General features: G+C 33.6%; 18 protein-coding genes. 6 read left to right on the forward strand and 12 right to left on the reverse strand.

Features of this window, described 5'->3' with window-relative positions; translation table 11 throughout:
• Positions 1 to 247: 247 nt before the first annotated feature.
• The 3 genes from C6368_RS05955 to C6368_RS05965 form a co-directional block, all read right to left on the reverse strand.
• Positions 248 to 463, reverse strand: coding sequence for an RNA-binding S4 domain-containing protein (locus tag C6368_RS05955; RefSeq protein WP_107038282.1), 216 nt, complete (start codon positions 461 to 463; stop codon positions 248 to 250).
• A 76-nt stretch (positions 464 to 539) separates the two neighbouring features.
• Positions 540 to 2,624, reverse strand: coding sequence for a peptide MFS transporter (locus tag C6368_RS05960; RefSeq protein WP_107038283.1), 2,085 nt, complete (start codon positions 2,622 to 2,624; stop codon positions 540 to 542).
• Positions 2,625 to 2,639: 15 nt separating this feature from the next.
• On the reverse strand, positions 2,640 to 4,454 hold the full coding sequence (locus tag C6368_RS05965) for a peptide MFS transporter (RefSeq protein ID WP_107038284.1): 1,815 nt from the start codon (positions 4,452 to 4,454) through the stop codon (positions 2,640 to 2,642).
• 295 nt (positions 4,455 to 4,749) lie between these two features.
• Here C6368_RS05965 and C6368_RS05970 point away from each other — a divergent pair, with 295 nt between their 5' ends.
• On the forward strand, positions 4,750 to 6,633 hold the full coding sequence (locus C6368_RS05970) for a M1 family metallopeptidase (RefSeq protein ID WP_107038285.1): 1,884 nt from the start codon (positions 4,750 to 4,752) through the stop codon (positions 6,631 to 6,633).
• Positions 6,634 to 6,717: 84 nt separating this feature from the next.
• Here the strand turns inward: C6368_RS05970 and C6368_RS05975 are convergent, their stop codons facing one another.
• Together C6368_RS05975 and C6368_RS05980 are read right to left on the reverse strand one after the other, a co-directional pair.
• Positions 6,718 to 7,206 carry a thioredoxin family protein gene (locus tag C6368_RS05975; RefSeq protein ID WP_107038286.1) on the reverse strand — a complete coding sequence of 163 codons (489 nt, stop codon included), beginning with the start codon at positions 7,204 to 7,206 and terminating at the stop codon, positions 6,718 to 6,720.
• 553 nt (positions 7,207 to 7,759) lie between these two features.
• Complete coding sequence (locus tag C6368_RS05980; RefSeq protein ID WP_107038287.1) at positions 7,760 to 10,060, reverse strand: TonB-dependent receptor; 2,301 nt, start codon at positions 10,058 to 10,060, stop codon at positions 7,760 to 7,762.
• Between the two features lie 536 nt (positions 10,061 to 10,596).
• Here C6368_RS05980 and C6368_RS05985 point away from each other — a divergent pair.
• Complete coding sequence (locus tag C6368_RS05985) at positions 10,597 to 11,217, forward strand: transposase (RefSeq protein WP_107038288.1); 621 nt, start codon at positions 10,597 to 10,599, stop codon at positions 11,215 to 11,217.
• A 69-nt stretch (positions 11,218 to 11,286) separates the two neighbouring features.
• On the opposite strand, the gene C6368_RS05990 is transcribed toward C6368_RS05985, so the two are convergent.
• The 4 genes from C6368_RS05990 to C6368_RS06005 form a co-directional block, all read right to left on the reverse strand.
• Complete coding sequence (locus C6368_RS05990; protein WP_107038289.1) at positions 11,287 to 17,229, reverse strand: alpha-2-macroglobulin family protein; 5,943 nt, start codon at positions 17,227 to 17,229, stop codon at positions 11,287 to 11,289.
• Between the two features lie 305 nt (positions 17,230 to 17,534).
• Positions 17,535 to 17,786 (reverse strand): membrane protein insertion efficiency factor YidD, encoded by a 252-nt coding sequence (gene yidD, locus C6368_RS05995; protein ID WP_394336204.1) that lies wholly within the window; start codon positions 17,784 to 17,786, stop codon positions 17,535 to 17,537.
• Between the two features lie 49 nt (positions 17,787 to 17,835).
• Positions 17,836 to 18,468, reverse strand: a complete 633-nt coding sequence (locus C6368_RS06000; protein WP_107038290.1) for a hypothetical protein — start codon at positions 18,466 to 18,468, stop codon at positions 17,836 to 17,838.
• A gap of 203 nt (positions 18,469 to 18,671) precedes the next feature.
• Complete coding sequence (locus C6368_RS06005) at positions 18,672 to 20,282, reverse strand: FMN-binding glutamate synthase family protein (protein ID WP_107038291.1); 1,611 nt, start codon at positions 20,280 to 20,282, stop codon at positions 18,672 to 18,674.
• Positions 20,283 to 20,784: 502 nt separating this feature from the next.
• On the opposite strand from C6368_RS06005, the gene rpsF reads away from it, so the two are divergent.
• The 3 genes from rpsF to rplI are packed head-to-tail and all read left to right on the forward strand — an operon-like array spanning position 20,785 to position 21,914.
• Positions 20,785 to 21,144, forward strand: coding sequence for a 30S ribosomal protein S6 (gene rpsF / locus C6368_RS06010; protein WP_107038292.1), 360 nt, complete (start codon positions 20,785 to 20,787; stop codon positions 21,142 to 21,144).
• A 31-nt stretch (positions 21,145 to 21,175) separates the two neighbouring features.
• Positions 21,176 to 21,436, forward strand: coding sequence for a 30S ribosomal protein S18 (gene rpsR, locus C6368_RS06015; protein WP_107038293.1), 261 nt, complete (start codon positions 21,176 to 21,178; stop codon positions 21,434 to 21,436).
• 31 nt (positions 21,437 to 21,467) lie between these two features.
• Positions 21,468 to 21,914, forward strand: coding sequence for a 50S ribosomal protein L9 (rplI, locus tag C6368_RS06020; RefSeq protein WP_107038294.1), 447 nt, complete (start codon positions 21,468 to 21,470; stop codon positions 21,912 to 21,914).
• Between the two features lie 57 nt (positions 21,915 to 21,971).
• Here rplI and C6368_RS06025 read toward each other — a convergent pair whose 3' ends face one another.
• Together C6368_RS06025 and C6368_RS06030 are read right to left on the reverse strand one after the other, a co-directional pair.
• A complete protein-coding gene (locus C6368_RS06025; protein ID WP_107038295.1) occupies positions 21,972 to 22,439 on the reverse strand; it encodes an RNA methyltransferase in 468 nt (155 codons plus the stop codon).
• A gap of 26 nt (positions 22,440 to 22,465) precedes the next feature.
• On the reverse strand, positions 22,466 to 22,873 hold the full coding sequence (locus C6368_RS06030) for a DoxX family protein (RefSeq protein WP_107038296.1): 408 nt from the start codon (positions 22,871 to 22,873) through the stop codon (positions 22,466 to 22,468).
• A 188-nt stretch (positions 22,874 to 23,061) separates the two neighbouring features.
• Here C6368_RS06030 and C6368_RS06035 point away from each other — a divergent pair, with 188 nt between their 5' ends.
• Positions 23,062 to 23,628, forward strand: coding sequence for a hypothetical protein (locus tag C6368_RS06035; protein ID WP_107038297.1), 567 nt, complete (start codon positions 23,062 to 23,064; stop codon positions 23,626 to 23,628).
• 136 nt (positions 23,629 to 23,764) lie between these two features.
• Here the strand turns inward: C6368_RS06035 and C6368_RS06040 are convergent, their stop codons facing one another.
• A complete protein-coding gene (locus C6368_RS06040; protein ID WP_107038298.1) occupies positions 23,765 to 24,379 on the reverse strand; it encodes a deoxynucleoside kinase in 615 nt (204 codons plus the stop codon).
• Positions 24,380 to 24,434: the final 55 nt, after the last annotated feature.

The following is a 24,434-nucleotide window of genomic DNA, read 5'->3' on the forward strand; positions in this document are numbered from 1 at the left end:
TTAACAAGGGTTTTTTGAATGTATTATTAATCTCTTTTTAACAAACTCCGTAACAACGTCATTACCCACGTATTAAATTCAAAATATTTTATTTAGGTCAATCCAATTATACAAGAATCACTTATATTAAGGCTGAAATAAAGGTCAATACTGTTAGATCAATTCATATAAAGCATTACTCAATCCGGTGATATAACCATACACCAAGAGCTTGGTACAATCCAATTATATCAGACAATAACCATCATCATAAAACAACTACACTTATCTGCCCTTCTATTTCAATAATATCACCCTTTCGGATTTTAGCCCTTTTACGCGTTTCGACCTCACCATCTCGAACAACAACACCGTCCTCAACAATCATCTTTGCGTGCCCACCTGTTTGTGCTATAGTTAGCGCTTTTAAAAGTTGAATCAGTTCAATGTATTCTCCTTCCAAGTTAAATTCAATTGTTTCCATTTGTTATGATTTAAAAAATGCCGTTCCATAGTATTGGAACGGCATAATAAATTTAATTATTTTTATGAGATATAAATTACTTTACTCCATGCATTAATTTCTTCAATATAGGATTAAGCACAGCAATAAGAATACCAGCAACCACTGGTATAGCCGTAAAGATCAAAAAGAAAGTAGACAAACTATATTCCTCTTGAATTTGCTCAACCATCCCTCCTAAAGATGCTGCGGTTTTATTTCCAATTGCAATAGCTAAGTACCACATACCAAACATCAATGCTATCATTCTTGCTGGAACCAATTTACTTACGTAAGAAAGACCAACAGGAGATAAACAGAGTTCTCCAATAGTATGGAATAAATAAGCCAGCACTAGCCAAACCATACTCACACGAACCATTCCAGCTTCTGCTCCTGCAGGAATGAAACTAGAACCATAAGCTAAAATAGCGAACCCAACTCCCACTAAAATTAATCCCAATGCATACTTCATTGCGGCAGAAGGGTTGTACTTACTTTCCCACCACTTAGAGAAGAAAGAAGCAAATGCAATAATAAAGAATGAATTCAAAATACTAAACCAAGAAACAGTGATTTCTACTTCATTATCTTTAATTTCAGTAACTTCACCGATAACAATTTCTGAAGGCAAGCCTTTTTCAGAATAATTTATAGCAAGTTGATTTTGAGTTTGACCATCCAAGTATTGATACTTTCCTAGCTCTAAATGAGCTGCCACAGTTTCACCCACCTTTAAATCGCTACTCGAAGAAATACTTAAAACCTGATCTTTAGCAACTTCACCCTCACCTAAAGGACGAGCATCAGAAACAGGAACGAATTCTTTCACCACCTGTCCGTCAACTTCTGTTTCAACTTCAACCGCTTGATACGTTATATCGTATGATTTAGTTGAGAAATCTTGAACCAACATCCAAACAACTACACCCCAAACAAGAGCAAAGCACAAAGCAAGTGTGATATTACTTCCTGGAATTTTTTTGAAAGATCTTTTATTCAATAGATACAACACCCAAGTAATAATCATTAATGGAATAACAGTCAGTAATGTATTGACAATATTAAATATCAATGCAGAGTTCCCTGTAAGAACACGATCTGTATAGTCACGAGCGAAGATCACCATTGAAGTAGCTGCTTGCTCAAACGGAATAAAGAACAATACAGTAAAGAAGGCGAATATAATTACCGCTATCATTCTGTCTCTCACTACCTTTTCATATCGGATAATTCGAGTTATAATAAGGTATAAAAACAAAATAACACCTCCAATAATAATTACTAAATCACCAGACAATGTATCTCTTGACAAAAGGAATTCCTCAGGCAATAGATTAACCCCTCCAATTTTTGAAACTGGATCATTAATTAAGTATAATAGACCGATTATAGCAGTAACAACAATTAATATTTTATCAATCATTGTGAATTTATTCTCTTTGTAGTCTTTTACCTCAATAGCTTTTTCTTCTTTCGTTTGACGAATAGGCTTACCTCCTATTTTACCAAACAACGGTTTCGCCAGCAAGAATTGAATTGTACCGAATAACATAAACACACCCGCTAAACCGAATCCCCAAGACCAGCCAACACGTTCTGCTAGGTAACCACAAAGCATCATTCCGAAAAATGCACCAGCATTAACTCCCATATAGAAAATTGTATAAGCCCCATCTTTCTTTTCGGGCAAATAGGTATACATTTCGGAAATAATGGATGTAATATTTGGTTTAAAGAAACCTGTTCCCAGTACTAGAAGTGCAAGTCCCATATACAATGAGAATTCGGTTTCTAATGCCATTGAGGCATGTCCTAGGGTCATGATCACACAACCAATAAGAACTGCGACACGATAACCGGTGAATTTATCAGCAATAACACCACCTAAAATTGGCGTTAGGTAAAGTAAACCAGCATAAGTACCAAAAAGGGCACCTGCATTCTCTGCCGTCCATTCCCAACCTGGATTACTCCCAATAACCGCCATGGTAAGGAAGTTAATTAACAAGACTCTCATTCCGTAGAAAGAGAATCGTTCCCACATTTCTGTAAAGAAAAGAACGAACAACCCTGCTGGGTGACCTAAAACTTTACTTTTAAAGAACTCATCATGTTGAGATCTATCAACTGCTTCTGCCATAATTGTAATTTGGAATTAATTGTTAATATCAGTGTCGGCTATTTCGTAACCCTCTTGTTCAAGCTTTTCTACCTCTTTATCTTCAGCACCATGTGTTAACTTCTTCAACCTCTTGATTAAAAGTATTAACAACAAACCGAAACTAACGGTAAAAATAGTAAGCCACATGAAAGTGTTATATTCTTGCTCGTTCTGTTCTTCTTCTAAAACAAAGGAGACACCATAATTCTTACCATCGCCTTTATTCTCTATTTCTTTAGCGAAATCAGAATCTTTTTCAAAAACAAGTCTCGCGTGATAAGGGTTCCCTTCGGTTGCATCATTATCGGCCAAAACACTCTTTAATTCTTCTTTTCTCTTTTCATTTAATTCAAAAATAGAATTCAATTCTCTTGTACCTTCAAATTCAGTAAATTGAATCACATCTCCATCCAAGAAAACATTACTTTTAATTTCAAAATTCTTGTCTTCATTAATTGGAAAATCAATTACCTCAACAACTTTATTTTCCTGATTTTTAACTTTCATCGTATCCATCTCCATGAAAGGAATCAACTGCTCCTTTTCATAAACAACTTCACCTGCATAAGGGGTTAATTGAGAAGATTCACCAATACTTCCAGCTAATTTATTCCCAAAACCTGTTGCAGCGAAATAAATTCCCATCATGATAGATGCATATTTTAAAGGAGCTAATTTAGTAATGAATGAAAGCGAAACTGGTGAGGTTGAAAGTTCTCCAATTGTATGAAATAAATATGCTAAGAAAATCCAGAACATTGCTGCTTTACCGAAAGTTTCTGAACTTGCTTCTTTAGATGCAAACATCATAAACACATATCCAAGTCCCATAATGATTGTACCTACAGCCATTTTGAAAAGAGATGACGATTCACGTCCTTTTTTCTTCCACCATACCCAGAATCCTCCGATTACTGTTCCAAAAATGATTATATATCCTGCATTTAATGATTGAAAAACAGCAGCTGGAATTTCTTGCATCCAACTTAAACCGATATTTCTATCAATTTTCATGTCCGTATATAAGTTCATTAATCCTCCAGCTTGCTCGAAAGCTCCCCAGAAAACAATTACAATTAGGAAGGATATTAAAAGAACAATGATTCTGTCTTTTTCAATTTTAGATAATGGACGTTTTGCTGCTTCCTTTTCAGCTGCACTAACTTTGCTACCACCACTAAATTCACCTACACCTACTAAGTATTTTTGTCCCCAAATATAAACTGCTTGACCTAATAACATACCAATACCAGCTAAACCGAAACCATAATGCCAGCCATAGTAATATGCTATCAATCCAACTGTTATACTCGCCAAGAAAGCACCAATATTAATTCCAATATAAAAAATTGTAAATCCACTATCTCTTCTGATGTCTCCTTCTTCGTAAAGACCACCAACCATTGTTGAAATATTAGGTTTTAAACCACCTACTCCTAAAATAATTAGTGCTAAACCTGTAAAAAATGCCCAATCTTGAGGAATAGCGAGTACTCCATGTCCAATACATAAAAGAATTCCTCCATACATCACCGTTCTTTTTTGACCTAAGAACTTATCGGCAATCCATCCACCAGGAATTGAAGCTACATAAACAAACATTGTGTACCATCCATACAACCAGATTGCATCTTTACTGCTCCATCCCAAACCTGGATCTGCAGCTGTTGCAGAAGCTGCTATATATAAGGTAAGAATTCCACGCATTCCATAGTAGGAAAAGCGTTCCCACATTTCAGTAAAAAATAAAATGAACAACCCCATCGGGTGTCCCATAAACTCTTTTTTAACACTTGAATCTAAACTCATACTTTTTTCGTTGGTATTTTGGTTGGTGAAAATAAATAAAATTATTGAGCTCAACCTAAAATCTGTTAATTTAAGTTTAAAGTACAAGGTTTTTCGCTTCAAAAACGAAAATTAGTGTTTCAGATGATATATAAGGACAAAATTTGAAGATGTTTATCAAAACAGTTACATTTTTTGATCATTAAATTTTACAGAAACTTCAAGCTTATCAAATCCTTGCTTTTGATCAAAAAAACACCCAATTTTCATCAAACTCATTAATTATTCTAATTTTACACTATAAAATTAAATAAATATGATTAAAAAGCTTTTTCCTGTCATGGCTGTACTTGCCTTATTTTCTTGCAACTCAGAAATAAAAAAAGAAAACCATGAAGTAGAAATCGAAACTCCTAAAGTCGAAGTAATAAATCACAGTTACAGTAAATTGGAAGAGGTCAAAACTATTCGTCTAAACCTCGAGTTGTCATTAGACGTTGACAATAGAGTAATTGACGGTGTTGCTCGTCACCACATGAAAAACTTAGGTTTCGAAAAAGCTTACTTTGACATTAAGGATATTGATATCAAAAAAGTAACTCTAGGAAAATCAAATAATGAAATTCAAACGAATTTTGAAATAGGAGATTACGACTCCTTATTAGGAGCTCCTTTAACAGTGGATTTAAGTAAAACCGATTCACTTATTAATATTTATTACTCCACTTCTCCTGATTCGGAAGCATTAGGTTGGTTATCTCCTGAATTAACCGGAAGCGGAAAACACCCATTTTTATACACACAAGGTCAGGCGATTTTAACAAGAACTTGGATTCCTATTCAAGACACTCCGGAAAATAGAATCACCTATTCTGCAACCGTTGAAGCCCCAGAAGGAATGTTACCATTAATGAGTGCAACTAATCCGACAGAATTAAATGAATCTGGAGTTTATCAATTCGAAATGGAGCAACCTATTCCATGTTATTTACTGGCATTGACAGTTGGAGAATTAGAATACAGAAGGTTAAGCGAGAACAGCGGAGTTTATGCAGAACCTCACATGATTGATGCTGCGGAAAAAGAATTTAAGGATATTCCAAAAATGATTGATGCAGCAGAAGGACTTTATGGAAAATATTCATGGGATGTCTACGATGTTCTTGTACTGCCGTATTCATTCCCGTTTGGAGGAATGGAAAACCCAAGATTAACTTTCCTTACGCCAACTTTAATTGCTGGTGATGGAAGTTTAGTGAGTACAGTTGCTCACGAATTAGCGCATTCATGGTCTGGAAATTTAGTAACCAACGCATCGTGGGATGACTTTTGGCTGAATGAGGGATTCACAGTTTATTTTGAAAACAGAATAATGCGTGAAGTTTACGGGGATGAAGTTGCAGAAATGTTATCAATTATTGAATTCCAAGAATTACAGAACACAATAGATGACATGAATTCTAAAGGAGAAAACCTGGACACTCACCTGAAATTAGATCTAGATAATAGAAATCCTGATGATGGAATGACTGATATTGCTTATGTAAAAGGTGCTTTTTTCCTAAAAACAATAGAACGAGAAGTAGGAAAGGAAAAATTTGATGAATTTATCAACGCTTATTTTAATGAATACAAATTCAAAACTTTAACAACAGAAGATTTCATTGAATACTTAAACTCAAATCTATTAACACCTAATGACATTACTTTCAACACAGAAGAGTGGATTTATGGAGCTGGAATTCCTGACAACGTCGTTAAAATAGAGTCAAAAAGATTAACAATCGTTCAAGATTTAGCCAATAAGTTTAAAACAGGAGAGCCTCTTCCTAAGGATTTAAAAAGGCAAGATAAAACAACACAAGAGTGGATGGCATTCATCAGAGCATTTGACGGAGAACTTTCGAAGGAAAAAATGATGGAGATTGATAAACAATTGAATTTCAAAAATAGCGGTAATTCAGAAATCATGTCTGAATGGTTTGTACTTGGAATTAAAAACGATTACAAGGAGATTCGTCCAGAAATGAAGGCTTTTTTAGTCCAAGTAGGAAGAAGGAAATATTTAGAACCTCTGTATACAACTTTAGCTGATTCAGAAGAAACTTTGGATTGGGCAAAAGAAGTGTATAAAGATGCGAGACCAAATTATCACGCGATTTCATTTAACACTGTGGATGAGATTTTAGGGATGAAATAGATTTTGACTTTTAGTTTACAATATTGAAATTAGCCTATCTTTTAAAGATGGGCTTTTTTTTTTAAAATGCCATCCGAAATTCGTTCACTCCTGAGAACCATTTGAATTCAGGCCTTCTGAGGAAACAACCAAATTCAACATCTCCAAAAAATCTTCTCTATTTATAAAACTATTGTTTTTGTAAATCACATTATTTCTAATCATAATTACCGTACTTGGAAAACTAATAGTTTCATTTTTTTTGGCTAACTCCATTGCCAACTGATGTTTTCCTTCATCAATTCCGGTGGCTTCATAAACATAACGCTTCCCTTTGTAAACTATGTCTTCTTTACTTTCGGCATCTAGAATAATCAAATAATAATTCTCATTTAACTCTTTTAAAACTGCTTCACTTTTCAACACCTTATTTTCCATCGCTAGGCATATCGAACACCAATCTGTATTGATAAAAAACACCACAGGACGTTCTTCAACATATTGCAAACTATCTAAATCGTTTGCAGAATAATGATTCAGTTGTGCCATTAAAGAAAATGGTATTAAGATAAGTAAAGCAATCCAGTTTTTCATTTTTCTATTTATTCATCGTTGTATTGGAATCAATCCAACATTTCTTCGCTCAATCATTAATTACAGCATTCTAACAAGCCTTACAGCAAGAATTAGCTTCTTTTCTTTTTCGCATTATTCATTCTTGTCTATTTTTATTTGAATTCATGAGCTTCCTTCGGTCGGTTGCTCCAAAAAGAAACAAAAAGATCTAGCGCCTGATATTTTTTATTCAAGCTTTTATATTTTCAATTGTTTTCATGAGCTTGCTGCGCTGCGGTTCTTGTCTCTACTCCTAAAAGTCGATAATGTCGGTGATCTCTTCCGCAAGCTCCAGAGCTTACGCCGTTATTAGCGACTTTCAGCACGCTACACCTTCAAAAAAACATAAAGCGCGTCCGAATCAACTTACATTTTACTTTACAACAGATTGCATTAGAATTCTTATTTAAATTATGAGCTTAGTACAATACAAACTCAGAACTCTATCTATATGACTCATTTTAAATTAATTAATTACATCATTACATAGTCGATTTTAAGGTATAATGAGATTTAAATGAGTAACCCTTTATTACTTTATCGTGTATCGCAGTCCAACAAATCCTCGAATCCCTTGGTTAGATCCATAAATATAATCAGCGTCAAATTGCAAAGCATAAGGATTATCAGGTGTTGCTAAAACCCCACCGTTGGAATCGTATTGAACATTTTCATCAAATGGATCGTTGGCCCTCGCGATAATGAATGGATTTCCTTTGTTTGGTGTCCAATTCAAAAGATTTTTCACTCCTCCAAATATTTCTAAGCCACTTTTAAATTCTTTTGTCAGTTGAATATTCTGAATACTGAATGCTTTTGATTCTCCTAAACGGGGATCTAAATCACTAATTAAAGGCAATTTCATTGGACCATAAACCAATCCTGTGTATTCAACTTTCAGACCTGCTTTTGGAAAATCATAGCCGATATTCCAAGTCATTGTGTACTCCTCTTGGAATTCTTGTCTAATTCTTTCACCATTTTCAACACTCGAAACATCCATTAGCGTTCCTCCTATTCGACCAGTTAGGTTTTTATATCTAACATCCATATTCAATGAAATTCCCTTTGATTCTGCATAACCGTCTAAATTATCATATACAATCAAATTTGGATCTACATCATAATCTGGAATTATCTTATTCCCAAAGTAAGTATAGAAAACAGAAGCGTCAAAATTTAAAAACAATCCATTATCAAAGTTAAGTTTCTTTACAAAATTGATATTTCCATTCCAAGAAGTCTCTGGATTTAATTCCGCCAAGAAAACTACATCTCGGGAACCTGTCAAAGCTGCATGTTCTTCAGTGAAGACATTTGCAACTCTGTATCCTGAACCTCCGCTTAATCTTAAAATATTCATTTTATTTTTTGAAGTCCATTTGTAATTCATTCGCGGAGTAAAAATATTTCCGTGTAAAGAATTGTAATCGTAACGCATACCAACTAATAAAGTCTGTTGTGGTGCAAACTTCCATTCATCTTGAATAAAAATACCTGGCAAATAAATTTCTGAAGGATCAGTTATCACCTCACCATCTACAATCTTTTCGGTAGCTACTGAATTATCATCATAATAAGTATAGCGCATCGAAGCTCCAAGCATCAAATCATGTCTATTTATTTTCTTATCCCACGTAAATTGACCAAATCCAATATTTTGAACAGCGTCATAAACATCAGTTCCATAACGTGAATTTTGATCGTGTCCATTTGCACTAAACATAAACATCACCTTTTCTTTAATAGGCAATTGGTAATTTCCGAAAAGTTCCCACCGACTTGTATATATTGTTTCAGCGTAAATTGAATCACCACCTCTAAATTCAGGAGTCCAATCCATTTCTCCTCCCCATCTGTCTTCATAAACATAACGTGCAGCCATGTTAAAAATGCGGCCCTCTTTTCTTTTAAAGTTCCATTTATTGAAAATAGAGAAACGATCTTGTAAAGTAACATCAGTAAATCCATCATTATTATTGTCGATTGGATTACTATAATTAAAGTAGTTTACTCCGATTAAAGTAGAAACCTTATCTCCTAAACTTGCACTATAACCTAAATCTGTATTAATTTCTCCCCACGATGTTCCAAAAGCTTCTGCAGAAAGTTTTGGCGCTTGATCTGGAGATTTCGTGATTACATTAATTAATCCACCTACCGCTTCCGAACCATATAGAGTTGAAGCAGGACCTTTTACTATTTCAACGCGTTCTATTAATGATTGAGGAATTCCGTTCAAACCATAAACAGTTGATAAACCACTGACAATTGGCATTCCATCAATTAAAATCATTGTATAAGGACCTTCTAATCCATTGATATGAATATCTCCCGTATTACAAACGCTACAATTAATCGTAGGTTTTACTCCATTAACCAATGCTAAGGATTCAAAAATTGAAGCAACGGGATTAGCCCTAAAGAATTCTTTTGAATAAACTTCAATAGGTACTGGACTATCCGATTTACGAACATTTCTCATCGTTCCAGACACAACAACCTCATCAAAATTTGTGGTAATTGATGTTAGATTAAATGTAACACTTACCGGATCATCTGATTTTAAATCAACCTTTACAGTATCATTTTTAAAATCTGTAGATCTTGCAATTAAATTATATGATCCATTAGGTAATCCAGAAATCGTAAATTCTCCAGCAGCATTTGTGGTCGCTCCTTTGTTCATTCCATCAACTACGATGTCAATCCAAGCTAAACGTTCAGCATCTTTACTTTGCACAACTCCCATAATTGTAGTTTGCGAAAATAGCTGCCCTGAACTGAGCGAAAAAATTAGGGTTAAGACTAGTAAATGCAGATTATGTTTCATGCCAATAAATTTATATTTTGGCAAATATAGGTTTTATTTTTAGGCGAGACTAAACTTTAATTTAATTTGTTTGAATTTGTTTATTTCGACATGATAAAATTTTGGTTCAAATTGTGTTATGCGTTTTCATTTTGGGTTTACGACTTTTGATTGGGTAAACGGTTTATTTGGGCAGGCCCGTTTGTTTTATTCGACGTTTTGATTTGTGCGACGATTTGTTTTGTTTTGTTTTGTAGAGACGCACGGCCGTGCGTCTCTACAAAACAAAACAAAACCCAACCAAACCAATCAAAACAAAAAACAATTAATACAAGCGTATTTACCACCTATAATTCACAACATTTTCAAACGATTTCCATCAATATCGTCAGAATAAAACCGCCAAAAAAAAAACACCATTCAAAAAAATATTATTATCTTAAATATAAACAAAGGTTGTTTTCACAAAACTATCCATAACCACTTAAATCAAAATCAACACATTAAGGTTAACGGTTTCCGTTTTGTAATCATTCAATAATGGAAAAGAATAAAAGGTGTCAGAAAAATTTAAAAATAGGTACAGAACCGCTTCACATCGAAAACTCAATTGGAATTATTCCGCGAACGGGTATTATTTTCTTACAATTGTAACGCAAGACCGTGTGTGCAATCTAGGTGAAGTAAAAAATGATAAAATGGTACTTTCGGAATTTGGTGAAATTGTAAGAGCTGAATTTCAAAAATCATTCGAAATACGTAGTGAATTAATTCAACATGAAGAAATCGTCATGCCTAATCACATTCATGCATTAGTTGAAATTGATCAATCTGAAAAAAGGAACGATTTAAAAATTAAAAGAGTGCCTAAAAGAGAAGATTATCAGCAAAATCATGAAGCATATCGAGATTTAAAAATCAAAAGAAATCGCCCAGTAAGGTTACCACAATCTATTTCTTCATTCATCGCAGGATTTAAATCTGCTGTTAATACGAAAATTGATGATTATATTGATGAACTTCAATTAAACATTCCAAAATATAATCGCAATAACCATTTCTTTCAACCTAACTATCATGATCATGTTATTAGAAATGACCAAGAATATCAAAATATAAAATACTACATTAGATATAATCCTGAAAATTGGAATTATGATCGATTGAAGGATAAATGATAGGATTTTCCCAAAACGTAGAGGCGCACGGCCGTTCGCCTCTACGTTTTGGGAAAATTATTCCACCCCCTACCTTCCAATCCTAACCTCAACCGTACCACTATTCCCCGAAAACTTAGGAGCATAATGACATTGAATCTCTGCCACACCACTATTGAAATTTCCACTATGCGTTGCGTAAACTGTATAGGTAAATTTATACGTTCCTTTTGGCATGTTGTCTACAAAATATTCCATCGAAACATCTTTTGGACTTTGGTAATAATACAAACCTTCGTCATAATTGTATCCGCTAGTAGACATCGTTGGCTCGAATCCTGCCGGACGTAAATCTTTGATGTGTACGAATTCTAAATCTCGGTCTACTGTCACAATTAATTCAATTTCGATTTTATCTCCAACAGTAAATGTTGAATCTATAATTCCTTTCTCCTCTTTTGCTCCTGCAACAATTCGGCGGTATGTTTTTTGAATTTCCATCGACTTGTTTTGACTGCTTTTGATTTTCGATAGTTCATCCGTATACTGCCAATACATATTCAAAACGCCTGGACTTTCTGAAAATCTTTCAATTTCAACTGTTCCTTGATTAGCAGAAATCTCTCCTCCTGTCCATTTATTTTTCACTTGACCTAATCCTGGCGTACACTCTACTTCTACCTCATCTTTTTGAGTTGTTGGTGTGTAAACCAATTTCTGATTTCCAACCTTAATAACTGGTTGTTTTGAAGGACTCAAATAATCTCTTCCAGTTGATAAAATTGCATAAACAGCATCTGCAGTCGAAACTCCAGTCTCCCAAGCGTTCCCTTCTTTGTTCAGAATTAACCACAAACGCATGTCGTCCATCATTGCTTTCGGCGCATCCATGCTTTTAAAGAATGAAATAATCATCGCTTGACTTGCTATGTTGTTTTGATACCAGTAATAACCTGAATTCTCCACCCAGTACATTCCAAGATTAGTGTTTTTCTTCGCTCTGTCTTTTAATGAAGAATAAACCAATTGCGCTTCTTTATTTAGGTCTTCACTTTTGAAATAAATTCCAATCATCGCTTGTTCCAAAGGTCCGAAACGTGTCCAATCTTTCTTTAATTTATCTTTAAAGTATGAAGTCACCTCACCAATATCTTTTGATTTGCTGTTATTAAAAAATGTTCTTGAATACAACCAATACACATCCATCGAAGACAAAGTGTAGTTCTTCATATCCTTTATATCTTCTTTGTAACGTTTCACATGATAATTCGCCAAGAAACTTTCTGCTTTTTCAATTAATTGAGATGAATTAGAAATCTCAATTCCCAAACGATCCAAGTGCCCAAATCGAGTCAGCACGTTTTGCGTAATGTATGCATTCGATTTTCCACCTCCAAACCAACCAAATCCTCCATCGGTATTTTGATTTTTCTTGATTTCATTCAAAATATTTTGTTGATTGTCCACCAATTGATTCAACTCAAACAATTGAGCAATTCTTCTGCGTTGTTCCGTTTCATTTTTAGCATCCATTACCCATGGCGTTTCTTTCAAAAGAATCGTTTTCAATTCTTCATTTTTCTCCAATTCCGATAATAAAGCATCAGGTGTTTTAGATTTCCATTGATTAAAAATCGTTTGAATTTGCGGATTACTACTAACAATATCAGCTGCTATCGCGTTTGCATAATAGCTATTCACAAGTGAAGTCACACTTTGGTCATTCTGCTTACTTAAATTCGGTAAAGCCATCACAGCGCTCCAAGCTAAATTGTCAGTGTATTCAATCGTATAAGATTTGTTATCTAAAGTTGAAGAATTCTGATTTTTGAATGCATCAAAATCATGAGTCGTTTTACCTGGTTTTCTCAATAAAACATGATCCGTTTCTGTAATCAAAACACGATTACTCAAAACTGGAATAATATTTTTCTCTCCATCACTAAAACTTTCATTTGAAGCGGTAATTGTATATTGAATCACCTCTTGATTTCCAATATTCATATTCCAAACCACTTCTTCAGACGCTCCAGCTGCAATTGTTACCATTTTACTCATGGGTTGACGACCAATTAAATTCAATCTTTCTTGATTTATCGGATTTTCTAGCATTAACATCACTTCTACCGTTTGTTCTTCTTTGGTTAAATTCACTACTTTCGCAGCAAAATCAATGGCATCACCTTGTCTTACAAAACGTGGAGCATTTGCTGTAACCATCAACTCTTTTTGAGCGATGATTTCCTTTTGAAATGTTCCAACTTGCATTTCTTGGTTGTGACCCAACATCAATAATTTCCATTTCGTTAATGATTCTGGTAATGTGAAATTCAATACATATTTATTAGAATCATTTGAATAAATCGTTGGATAGAAAAAAGCTGTTTCGTTGAAATTTGATCTTGGAGCTACTTGTTTTTGGGGAGCTTCCACTTTTTTTGAAGGGTAATATACTTCTCCGGACGAAATACTATCAGCTCCATATGCTTGACCACTTCCAGACATTGTAGAAGCAACAGAATTTGCATTTCTTTTAGGTTCCCCACCATCACCCCGCATCATTTGTACTTCAGACAATTCCATTTCTGGATAATTTACTATTCCATAAGAACTAGACGTTTGTACATACCTATACCTCAAATTATCTTGATTCAATAATGATCGAAGCCTCCAGTCCAACCCGTATGAACCATTATTTAAAATTTGTCTATCCCAATCATACGACCAACTAACATAATGACCTCTCCCATAATAAGGAAACAAACTCCACGAATGTCCTCTAAACTGATCCAAGGAAGCATCATATAAAGTGGCTGCTAATTCTGCTTTTACGAATTCTTGATTTTCGTCTTGAATGGTAAAACTCCATTGTTCTTTTTGTCCTGGTTCTAATAAATCTCTGAAAGTTGAAGTTTTAATTTTCAATTCTTTGTTGCTGAATGGAACTTGAATAGTTTGCGTTTCTTTGTAGAAAACACCATTATGGAAAAGCACCACATCATATGTCAATACTCCTCTATCTTCTTCTTGAACGGTATAACATTTCGAGAATCTGTTTTTCAAATCCACCCATTCTCTGCTCACTAATTCATCTTTTCTGTAGAATGAAACTAAAGCTTTTGCATCTTCAAATGAAGATCCTACTTGAAAATCAACATCATTTCCAACTTTTACTTCTTCAGCCGAAGTAAAACTCCACAAAGCAAATTGATTTGGTATTTCTTTTGATTTCACATCTATCACCTCTAAGTTATGCTCCGCTTTTATCGTATCTCCTTCTTTGGTTAAAGCATGGAACTTCAACACATAATTTCCTTGTTCGTTATTGATCCAGTCATTAATTTCTAATGAATCTCCAGATTTAAAATCAATGGTTTTTATTAATTCATCCTTTTGTGAATGACCAACAGATGAATTCCATTGCATATTTGGAAATAAAACCGAAAATTCTTCTTGATCAATTCTAGAATCTTCTGCATTTCTCCAAATTCGATTTAGAAATTCTGAGTCATAAACTTCTTTATAAACCTCTACCTTTCCGGAATATCCTTTTTGTTTTTCACCTGATAAACTGACTACATCAATTACTGCGAATTCAGAATCATGGGTGAAGAATTTACTTGGCGCGTTTACTTGAATTGACAAACCAACTTTACTTAAATTCACCGACAAAGTTTCTTCATGTGTTTCACCTGAAATATCAGTTACTTTTACTCTAACTTCATAAGTGTAATAAGCGTTTTCAACAGCATTTGGATCTACCTCAGCAAAAAAGCCTATTGTAAATTCACCTTTTTGATCTGTTTTCACTGTATCTTCTTTCAACAAATCACCAGACGAAGGAGCATTATAAAATCTCCAATAGCGATTCCATTTTCTATAAATCGTGTAAGTCAATTGGGCATCTGAAATTCCATATCCAGCATAAGCTTTCGCATTTCCAGTAATTGAAACCGTATCATTTAATTTAGCTTCTTCTTTGGGTTGATTTAGTTTCACTTCAAAAGTTGGACGTTTATATTCCTCGACGGAAAACCTCAAGTAAGAGTGATTAAACTCTGCTTTACCTACTCCTGTTAAACTAAAGTTCCCTAAAGAGGATGATTTTGGTAATTGAAAACTACCATCAATACTTCCAAATTCATTACTTGTAAACTTAGATCGCGCAACTTCTTGATAAGACGCATCCTTCAAAACTATTTCAATCTTTTGATTTGCAACAACTTCAAATTCATTGTCTTTTCCTTTATATACAATTCCTTTAAAATAAACAGTTTGTCCAGGACGATAAATTGAACGATCTGTATAAAGTTCAACACGACTTATTTCTCTTTCTTCATTTGAATATCTCACATAATCATCTCCAAAAAGCATAGAATTCTTGTATTCTACAGTGTAAGAAATCCGATTATTATCGCCTGTTGAATGAATAAAAAGTCCGTTTTCATCTGTTTTCCCACTTTTTAACTCTATGTAATCCCTATTTCTTCTATAATCTGAATAATACAATGTCACCTCAGCGTTTTCGATCGGTTCACCTGTTTTTTCATCGACAACTAAAACAGTGTATTCATTATTTGAAGAAGTTGATTTCACACTCATTTCTGAGATTGTCAATTGCGTATGGAAAATCTTTTCTGCATTCCAATTTTTAGTATCAGCTGCTAGTTCACTTAGTGACTTTTCACCATCTGTAGCTAAAATAAAATATTGTCCAGGCGTTGAAATTTCGTCAAGTAACAATTCAGTACTTCTTTCTTGAAATAGGTTTTTGTTTTTTAAATCTAACTTTAGTGTTCTTACCAATTTCAGTTTATTCTCTAAAGCATAACTTCTCAGGTTACTATTTATTAAAGGATTAAAATCTTCTAACTTATAAATGCGTATCACTTGATTAGAATAATTTCTATGTTCAAGAAAAAATGGAATCTTTTTGTTTGGCCCGTATACGTTTGGTGATGAAATCCTGATTTCTTTATTTTCAATTATTGATATCAATGATTTTATTTCGTTCTTAAAGTCGTTTTTAGGAAATTGTTTAAGCTCTGCTGTTAAATCATCATGCGCTTCTTTAATAAATCCTTCAACTTCTGGCTGAAATTCAAAATGATACCCTTTTCCTTTCTTGTATTCATTTCTCGCGATTTCAAAAAGGAATTTTGATCGAGCTGAAGTCGATTTAAAATATTCAAATTGTTCTTTCCAAGCTCGGTTAACGGCTTCTTCATTATTAAAGGTCTTTTTTAAATAATGTAATCTCTGGTGAACGGCGGTACTCAAATAATCAGGATTGTTTGAGTTGTTCTTTTCAATGGTTTGAAAAAGGTTTAAAATTCTTCCTGTTAAATCATTTTTCGAAAAATCTAGTTCTATAAAATCAGTTGATTTTGCATACCATTCATTTTTATCCGAACTCGCTTTCTTTAAAGTCCCTCCATTTTGTATAATTGAAGATTCATATAAATTGATTAACTGGTAGCCAACATAATCAGCAATTGAATTTAAGATAAAAAGACTGTCATTTTCTTTTAATAAAACTTCTTGAAATGGTTTGAAATCGTATTTATTTAAATCACCTAATTCAGATTCCAATTCTTGAATATTTTCTAGAACGAAATGATGTCGAACAGTATCTTCACTTAAATTCAAAGAATCATAGATTTTCAAATAGCCATAACTCATCCACTGATGATTATTGAAAGCCAACTGCTGAACCATTTGCAATTTTGCAATTGAATTTGAAGGCGCTGGGAGGTGCTCTGTACTTTCGAGTATTTCGAAATAAAGTGCTGCTCGCTCTTCCTTTTCTAATTGATAAACCATCCCCTGAAAATAAGGGTAGGATTTTATAAGCGTTAGATGATCTTTCTCAATTTTAGCTTTCTCAATTACACTCCACAATTCTGCTTGAGCTGCATTGGGTTGTCTTATTTCCATTAAACTATCCACTTTTTGTAGTCGATTATCTTCTTGACAGTAAGAATTAAATGTCATAAGAATTGAAAATAGAATAACGAGTTGTTGAATTTTCATTGTATATTTTTAATGTGATTGTTCCTTTTGTTTTCTTTTGATGCAAAGAAAGTACCAATTCCATAAAGAACGGGAATTAATTACAAATTACGAATCTTTTAATTACAAATTGGTTGGTGCGGGTGTTACTCATGACGGAACGCGGATGACGCGGATCTCCGAACGCAGATTTACACGGATTTAAAAAAAACTTTTTATGCCCAAAAAAAACAAATTCACAAACGGTAGTTTGTTACAATAAAAAATCCGCTTTTATCCGCGCTGCTTGCATCCGCGTCATCCGCGTTCCAATACAGCGCAAACAATCAGCCCTTGAATTTATCTTTCTTCGGCACAGGATCATCTCCAAAACCTCCCCAAGGATGACAAGAACCAATTCTTTTTAGCGCCATCCAACCACCACGAAAAACGCCCCATTCTTTAATTGCATCAACAGAATATTGTGAGCATGTTGGATTATACCTGCAATTCGCTGGGAATATTGGACTAATGATGTATTGATACAAGCGAATCAGTGCAATAAAAGGAAATCGTATGATTTTTTTGATTACTTCCACGGTGTAAAAATACGGATTTAGAAAGGTATTGCATCGTTTGAAAACTAAATCATTTTTTTCTATACTCCCCAAACTTTTCATCATAGGAAAAAGTACCCATCACAATTTCATTATCATTTCCTGTTAAATCAGACAAGAAAAATGAGCCATTTTTATCTATTGCAACTTTAAAACTGTAGCCATAACTTTTCATAACGTTTGTGGAAACAGCAACACTTCCGTTGGAAACATTTTTAATTTCAAACAAACTTTTCTTTGTGTGAACATCCCATACCTCGTATTGACTATAATTCTGTTGATGAGTTCCAACACCATAAGGTCTAAACTCGGGTGGACTAACAGAGCAATACCATTTTCGTAATATAATCCACTCTTTAAAACCATCTTTATTGATATCAATGGAATCTACAATCTCAATTTCCTCTATACGGCAACTTACATTGTACTTTGGTGAATCTTCTGAATAATAATAAAGTCGACCTACATCAGATGAGGGAAAACCATATAAATTTTCAAGCTTTATTGAATCGAGCTTATGGTTATAGTTAAAAACTAAATAAGATTGATTATTCTCGATTTCATGCCCAGATGAATCAACGAAAGATATTTGCCCCCCTTCATTTTGAGAATAACCTAAAAAGGAAATAGAAATCAATAAGTTAATATGGAATAATCTGAACATAATAATTGTTGGTTATAATTAAACTTGTCTAACAGAACAATGTACATTCAAGAAGTAAAACGGTTCAACATTATATGCTTTTAAAACCTTGAAGAACAAAAAAGGGATTTTCTAATTAAAGAAAATCCCAATATTATTAATTTTCGAAGCTCACTCTTCAATTGATCTCGCCTCAAAACTCACTCTCAATACTGAAACGTCAGCTACTGCAATCTATGGAATTTAATCCCCCAACTTTCCATATCTGCATTTGCAAAATCTAATTTGTATTTTGTTGGGATTCCTGCATCATCCAACATAGATCCAATATCAATAGATGGAAATAGCTCTTCATAGGTAATCATCTCATTCAATGAAACACGTCTGTAAATATGTGAACGCGTTAAATTTTTGGTTTCATCCAAACCAGAAGCGCCTAATAATTCGACATAATTCTTCAACATCTTCGAATGATACTCTGCTACACGGGCTTTTTTATCTTTTACAACCAATCCAACAGCAAGTTCTTTTTTCTGAGTAGCAACACCTGAGGGGCATTCATTTGTGTTGCAAATCAATGCCTGAATACATCCCAATGCCATCATCATTGCACGTGCTTGGTAACAAGCATCCGCACCTAGTGCCATTGCTCTGGCAACATGAAATGCAGAAGTAATTTTACCCGATGCTATAATTTTAATATGGTCACGAATACCCAAACCATTTAATATATTGTGAACAAAATCTAAACCATCAATCATTGGAGCACCAACATAATTACTGAATTCAGGTGGAGCAGCTCCTGTACCTCCTTCACCACCATCTATAGCAATGAAATCCGGATAAACATCCAAATGAATCATCGCTTTACAAATCGCAATAAACTCACTTTTATGTCCAATACATAATTTAAACCCGATTGGTTTACCATCAGATAAATCACGTAATTGTTTAATAAATTTTATCATTTCAACTGGCGTATTAAAAGCCGAATGAAATGGAGGGGAAGCAACAACCGTATGAGGTTTTATATGTCTTATTCTAGCAATTTCTTCTGTATTTTTTGATGAAGGTAAAATTCCTCCATGCCCAGGTTTAGCCCCTTGAGATAATTTAATCTCTATCATCTTCACGCTTGGATTCTTTGACTTCTCTGCAAATAACTCAGGATTAAACTTCCCTTCTTCATCTCTACATCCGAAATACCCCGTTCCAATTTGCCAAATTATATCACCTCCATGTTTTAAATGGTAATCACTCAAACCTCCTTCACCAGTGTTATGCGCAAATCCACCTATTTTAGCACCTCCATTTAATGCTTCAATTGCATTAGAACTCAATGAACCAAAACTCATCGCTGAGATATTCAAAATACTTGAAGAGTATGGTTGTTTACAATCCTTATTTCCAATTTTCACTCTAGGGTCATGATTCAAAGTATCAAAAGCACGTGGTGCCACGGAATGACACATCCATTCATAACCTTCTGCATATAAATCTAACTGAGTACCAAAAGGAATAGTATCTCTAACATTTTTTGCTCGTTGATAAATTGAAGATCTATCTAATCTACTAAAAGGACGACCATCTATGTCCGACTCAATAAAATATTGGTACATTTTAGGCCTTAGTTCTTCCATCACATAACGAAGTCTCCCTAACAATGGATAAATCCTTCGAATAGACTGTCTAGTTTGTATCATATCGACATAACCCATAACGGTTAATATAAATACAATAGCAAATATAACATACCAATTGCTACTTAGATAAATAGAAAGAGCAAGTGAAACTAATAATAACACAGTGCTGACAAGTACGAATTTTACACGCATAATATAACTCCTTTTAATAAAACTTTAAAGTTCTTTTTGAGGTTTTTAAATCAATAGATAATCAAAATAAATTGTATTACAATAACCGAAAAAAATTAATCTTTGGTTAGCTAACATAAAAGTAATGATAAAATCATAACTATGAAGTAGTACGATCTACTTTATATTATTTCCAATACAACAAAAAAAATTATAATCAAACTTCGGCTATGCTTTCCTTTTGAAACTCAATCGAATCTATCATTTTTAGAAAAGCCTAATAACTTAAACACTTTTCATCCCTGTAACTATTGCGTTTTACTGATTTAAGTATAGAACTTACTTTCAAAATGAAAATTATTGAATCTATAAGGATCAAAAGGCATACCTACTATATAATACATCACTCAATATTACATATATTTAAATGAGTAATTCCAAGTCGATCAACATTTTAATCAAAAACAATAGGATTAAAGGAATTTTATCTATCTTTGTCGCCTTAATTAAAAAACAAAATAATATGAATAACTACGAGACTGTTTTCATTTTAACTCCCGTTTTGTCAGAAGATCAGACAAAGGAAGCAGTAAAGAAGTTTGAAGAAGAGATTAAATCTCTAGGCGGAAAACTAACTAATTCTGAGTCTTGGGGCTTGAAAAAATTGGCTTATCCAATTCAGAAAAAAACAACAGGATTTTACTTTCTTTTAGAATATGAAGGAGAAGGAAACCTTGTTTCTGAATTAGAAGTGACTTACAAACGTGACGAACGTGTAATGCGTTTCTTAACTGTTAAAATGGACAAGCACCACAAAGAGTGGGCTGAGAAAAGAAAGTCAAGAATGAAAAATGCAAAACCTGCAAAGGCTGAAGCAAAGTAATTAAAGTAAAGAACCAAAAAAAATTGCAATTATGGCACAAGATGTAAGATATTTATCGCCGGTAAACATTGACATAAAAAAGGACAAATACTGTCGTTTTAAGAAAAGTGGAATTAAATTCGTTGATTACAAAGACGCTAACTTTTTATTGAAACTATTGAACGAACAAGGTAAAATTTTACCACGTCGTATCACTGGAACTTCTTCTAAGTTTCAAAGTAGAGTAAACAAGGCTGTTAAACGTGCTCGTCACATAGCGATCCTTCCATATGTTGGAGATCAATTAAGATAAGCCTATTTATTAACACATTAAAAAGACAATTATGGAAATCATATTAAAGAAAAATGTTGATAAACTAGGTTACAAAGACGATATCGTTGAAGTAAAACCTGGATATGCGCTTAACTTCCTTATTCCTCAAGGATACGGAACGATTGCAACTAAGTCAACTAAAAAATCTCACGCCGAGGTTTTGAGACAGCGCTCTCATAAAGAAGTTAAAATCAAAGAAGAAGCTCAAGCAACTGCAACTAAAATAGAAGGTACTTCTATCAAGATTGGTGCTAAAGTTGGAGAAAACGGTCGTATTTTCGGTTCTGTTAACACTATTCAGTTATCTGAAATGTTAAAAGCTGAAGGTATTGATATCGACAGAAGATCTTTGAAAATTGTTGAAGAGCCAATTAAAGAAGTTGGAACTTACACTGGAGTAGCAAACCTTCACAAAGAAGTTTCTGCTGAATTTAAATTTGAAGTTATCGAAGAGTAATCTTTGCAAACAATATTTAATAGGAACCGTTCTTGCTAAAAGCATGAACGGTTTTTTTTATGGCAATTTGGTAGGTAGTTTAGAAACCCTATCGTGCATAACAATACTTCCTGCAACTGCTACATTTAATGAATTTGTCCCAGGCAACTGAATTAAATCATGGCACTTGTCTAAAATCTCTAATGGCAAACCATTGTCTTCAGCCCCTAACAAATAAACAGCTCTAGGCGTATGACTGTATTCACTTAACATTTCAGCACGTTCATCCAATTCTACACCAACAAGCTGACTGTTATAAGGTATATGCTTATAGAAGTCTTCAAAATCTTCATAATGAAACAAAGGAATCTCACGCCATGACTTCAACACATCTGAAGTTTGTTTTTTATAACTTTTTCCAATTGTAAAAATATACGAAGCCCCTAAAATATATGCAGACCTCCACAAAGTTCCGATATTATGACCACGTTTGTGTTGTAAAACACCAATTCCAAAATAATTCGCATCATCTGGTTTAACTTTCATATTTTAGAAATTTTATTTTATGATTACTATCGTTTAATAATGTTGTCCAAAGAAAAGCGTCCTGGTCCTATAAAAAGAATCGCAATATATCCCGTTAAATAAATAAGTGGTAATTCAATTTTACCAAATGCATGACCGCTGTGAACAATAAACACTGCTACAGCCATCGTTATAATTAATGGGACCAAAGCTAAACGAGTCAGTAATCCTGTTGCTATTAAAAGAGAGCATATTACCTCGGAAAAGACAGTTAAAATTAAAGATAGCATTACCCCCACTCCCAAAGGATCTCCAAATTTGATTTCTCCTTCACCAAAAAGAATCTGCCATTTTGCAATTCCATGTCCATAAAACATCGATAGACCTAAAACTAAACGCAATATCAAAGCATTGATATCTTTACCATATGCCCATTCCTTTTTTAATTTTGCCATTTCTAAAATATAAATAATAAATTACTTGGTTGAATACATCATCCTAGGATAACAGCATTATGTATTTCAAAATGCTAATTTGTAAATATAAAGATAAATCCAAAACGAAGTTGGAGTTCAAGAATAAGTAGAATAGAAAATGATTGAAAACATCTAGATATCTTTATCTTTGGCAAAAAGAAAAAATCATGGCATCAGCGGAAAGAGCAGCAGAAAAAAGAGAAAAAATAAAATTAATTTTAAAAGATATTAATTCTGGTGAAGACACAAAAATCATTGAAGGCTTGAAAGCCCTAAAAGTGAATGGCGATGACAATGTTATATTACCCATTGTTGATGCTTGGAACAAAGGAGTTTCTCCAGAAACGGAAGAAGAAATAATCACCTTTATAGGAGATATTAAGTCAACTTCAAGTGCTCAAACTATAATGGACATTTTACTAAATGACGAATACAATGATATCCATTTACCACTTTTATCAACAATCTGGAATAGTAAAGTTGATTACTCAGAATATATTGTAGACTTTGTTTCACTAGCTGTTCAATATGACTTCCTTGTCGCTTTAGAATGCCTTACTATCATAGAAAACATGGAAGGTCCATTCGAAGAGCACCATATCTTGGATTCAGAAATTATTTTGAGAGAATTCGCTGAAAATCATCAAGAAAATGAAACACAAGAAGAGAAGAAAGTTCAAATGATTTTGGAAATCTCTAAATTAGTGAAGGAATTTGATGACAAGATAATGTAAGATCAATGGCTTTAATGATTAAAAATAAGGTCAAAAAAACAAAGCCTCAAAACATTGCCTTCGACAAGCACAGTCAACGGAAAACTCTTCGGTGACTGAGTCTGTCGAAAGCATTGGAAATTAAAGGAATTCCATATTAAAACAATCCATTGATCTCCGCATCTATTGCAGAAATTATTCTCCCTAAATCCTCAGGGTTTTCATGGTAATTGTTATTGTCGACATCTACGATAATCATTTTTCCTTTGTCATAAGTACTGATCCAGGCTTCGTATCTTTCATTCAAGCGCTTCAGATAATCTAAACGAATAGACTCTTCATACTCACGCCCTCTTTTTTGAATTTGATTCACTAATGTCGGAACACTAGCTCTTAAATAAATAAGTAAATCAGGAGAGGAAACAAATGATTCAATTAAATTGAATAAAGAAAAGTAGTTTTCAAAATCTCTTGTAGTCATCAAACCCATAGAATGAAGATTAGGTGCAAAAATATATGCATCTTCATAAATGGTTCTGTCTTGTATTACAACTTTATCAGTTTGCTGAATCTCCTGAATCTGCGTAAATCGACTATTCAAATAGTAAACTTGCAGATTAAAAGACCAACGTTGCATATCTTCATAAAAATCATTTAAGTACGGATTTTGAGATACATTTTCATAATGTGTTTCCCAACCATAATGTTTGGATAGTAACTCTGTTAGAGTTGTTTTCCCTGACCCTATATTTCCAGCAACTGCGATATGCATAATTCAACTTATTAAATGATGGACTAAAATACTATAATAGTTTTAAATACTGAGT

Source organism: Brumimicrobium mesophilum, from assembly GCF_003025005.1.
GTDB lineage: Bacteria > Bacteroidota > Bacteroidia > Flavobacteriales_D > Crocinitomicaceae > Brumimicrobium > Brumimicrobium mesophilum.

Coding starts and splice junctions, on each gene's coding strand:
- C6368_RS05955 (WP_107038282.1), bottom strand. CDS start 463: ATGGAAACAATTGAATTTAACTTGGAAGGAGAATACATTGAACTGATT.
- C6368_RS05960 (WP_107038283.1), bottom strand. CDS start 2,624: ATGGCAGAAGCAGTTGATAGATCTCAACATGATGAGTTCTTTAAAAGT.
- C6368_RS05965 (WP_107038284.1), bottom strand. CDS start 4,454: ATGAGTTTAGATTCAAGTGTTAAAAAAGAGTTTATGGGACACCCGATG.
- C6368_RS05970 (WP_107038285.1), top strand. CDS start 4,750: ATGATTAAAAAGCTTTTTCCTGTCATGGCTGTACTTGCCTTATTTTCT.
- C6368_RS05975 (WP_107038286.1), bottom strand. CDS start 7,206: ATGAAAAACTGGATTGCTTTACTTATCTTAATACCATTTTCTTTAATG.
- C6368_RS05980 (WP_107038287.1), bottom strand. CDS start 10,060: ATGAAACATAATCTGCATTTACTAGTCTTAACCCTAATTTTTTCGCTC.
- C6368_RS05990 (WP_107038289.1), bottom strand. CDS start 17,229: ATGAAAATTCAACAACTCGTTATTCTATTTTCAATTCTTATGACATTT.
- C6368_RS06000 (WP_107038290.1), bottom strand. CDS start 18,468: ATGTTCAGATTATTCCATATTAACTTATTGATTTCTATTTCCTTTTTA.
- C6368_RS06005 (WP_107038291.1), bottom strand. CDS start 20,282: ATGCGTGTAAAATTCGTACTTGTCAGCACTGTGTTATTATTAGTTTCA.
- rpsF (WP_107038292.1), top strand. CDS start 20,785: ATGAATAACTACGAGACTGTTTTCATTTTAACTCCCGTTTTGTCAGAA.
- rpsR (WP_107038293.1), top strand. CDS start 21,176: ATGGCACAAGATGTAAGATATTTATCGCCGGTAAACATTGACATAAAA.
- rplI (WP_107038294.1), top strand. CDS start 21,468: ATGGAAATCATATTAAAGAAAAATGTTGATAAACTAGGTTACAAAGAC.
- C6368_RS06025 (WP_107038295.1), bottom strand. CDS start 22,439: ATGAAAGTTAAACCAGATGATGCGAATTATTTTGGAATTGGTGTTTTA.
- C6368_RS06030 (WP_107038296.1), bottom strand. CDS start 22,873: ATGGCAAAATTAAAAAAGGAATGGGCATATGGTAAAGATATCAATGCT.
- C6368_RS06035 (WP_107038297.1), top strand. CDS start 23,062: ATGGCATCAGCGGAAAGAGCAGCAGAAAAAAGAGAAAAAATAAAATTA.
- C6368_RS06040 (WP_107038298.1), bottom strand. CDS start 24,379: ATGCATATCGCAGTTGCTGGAAATATAGGGTCAGGGAAAACAACTCTA.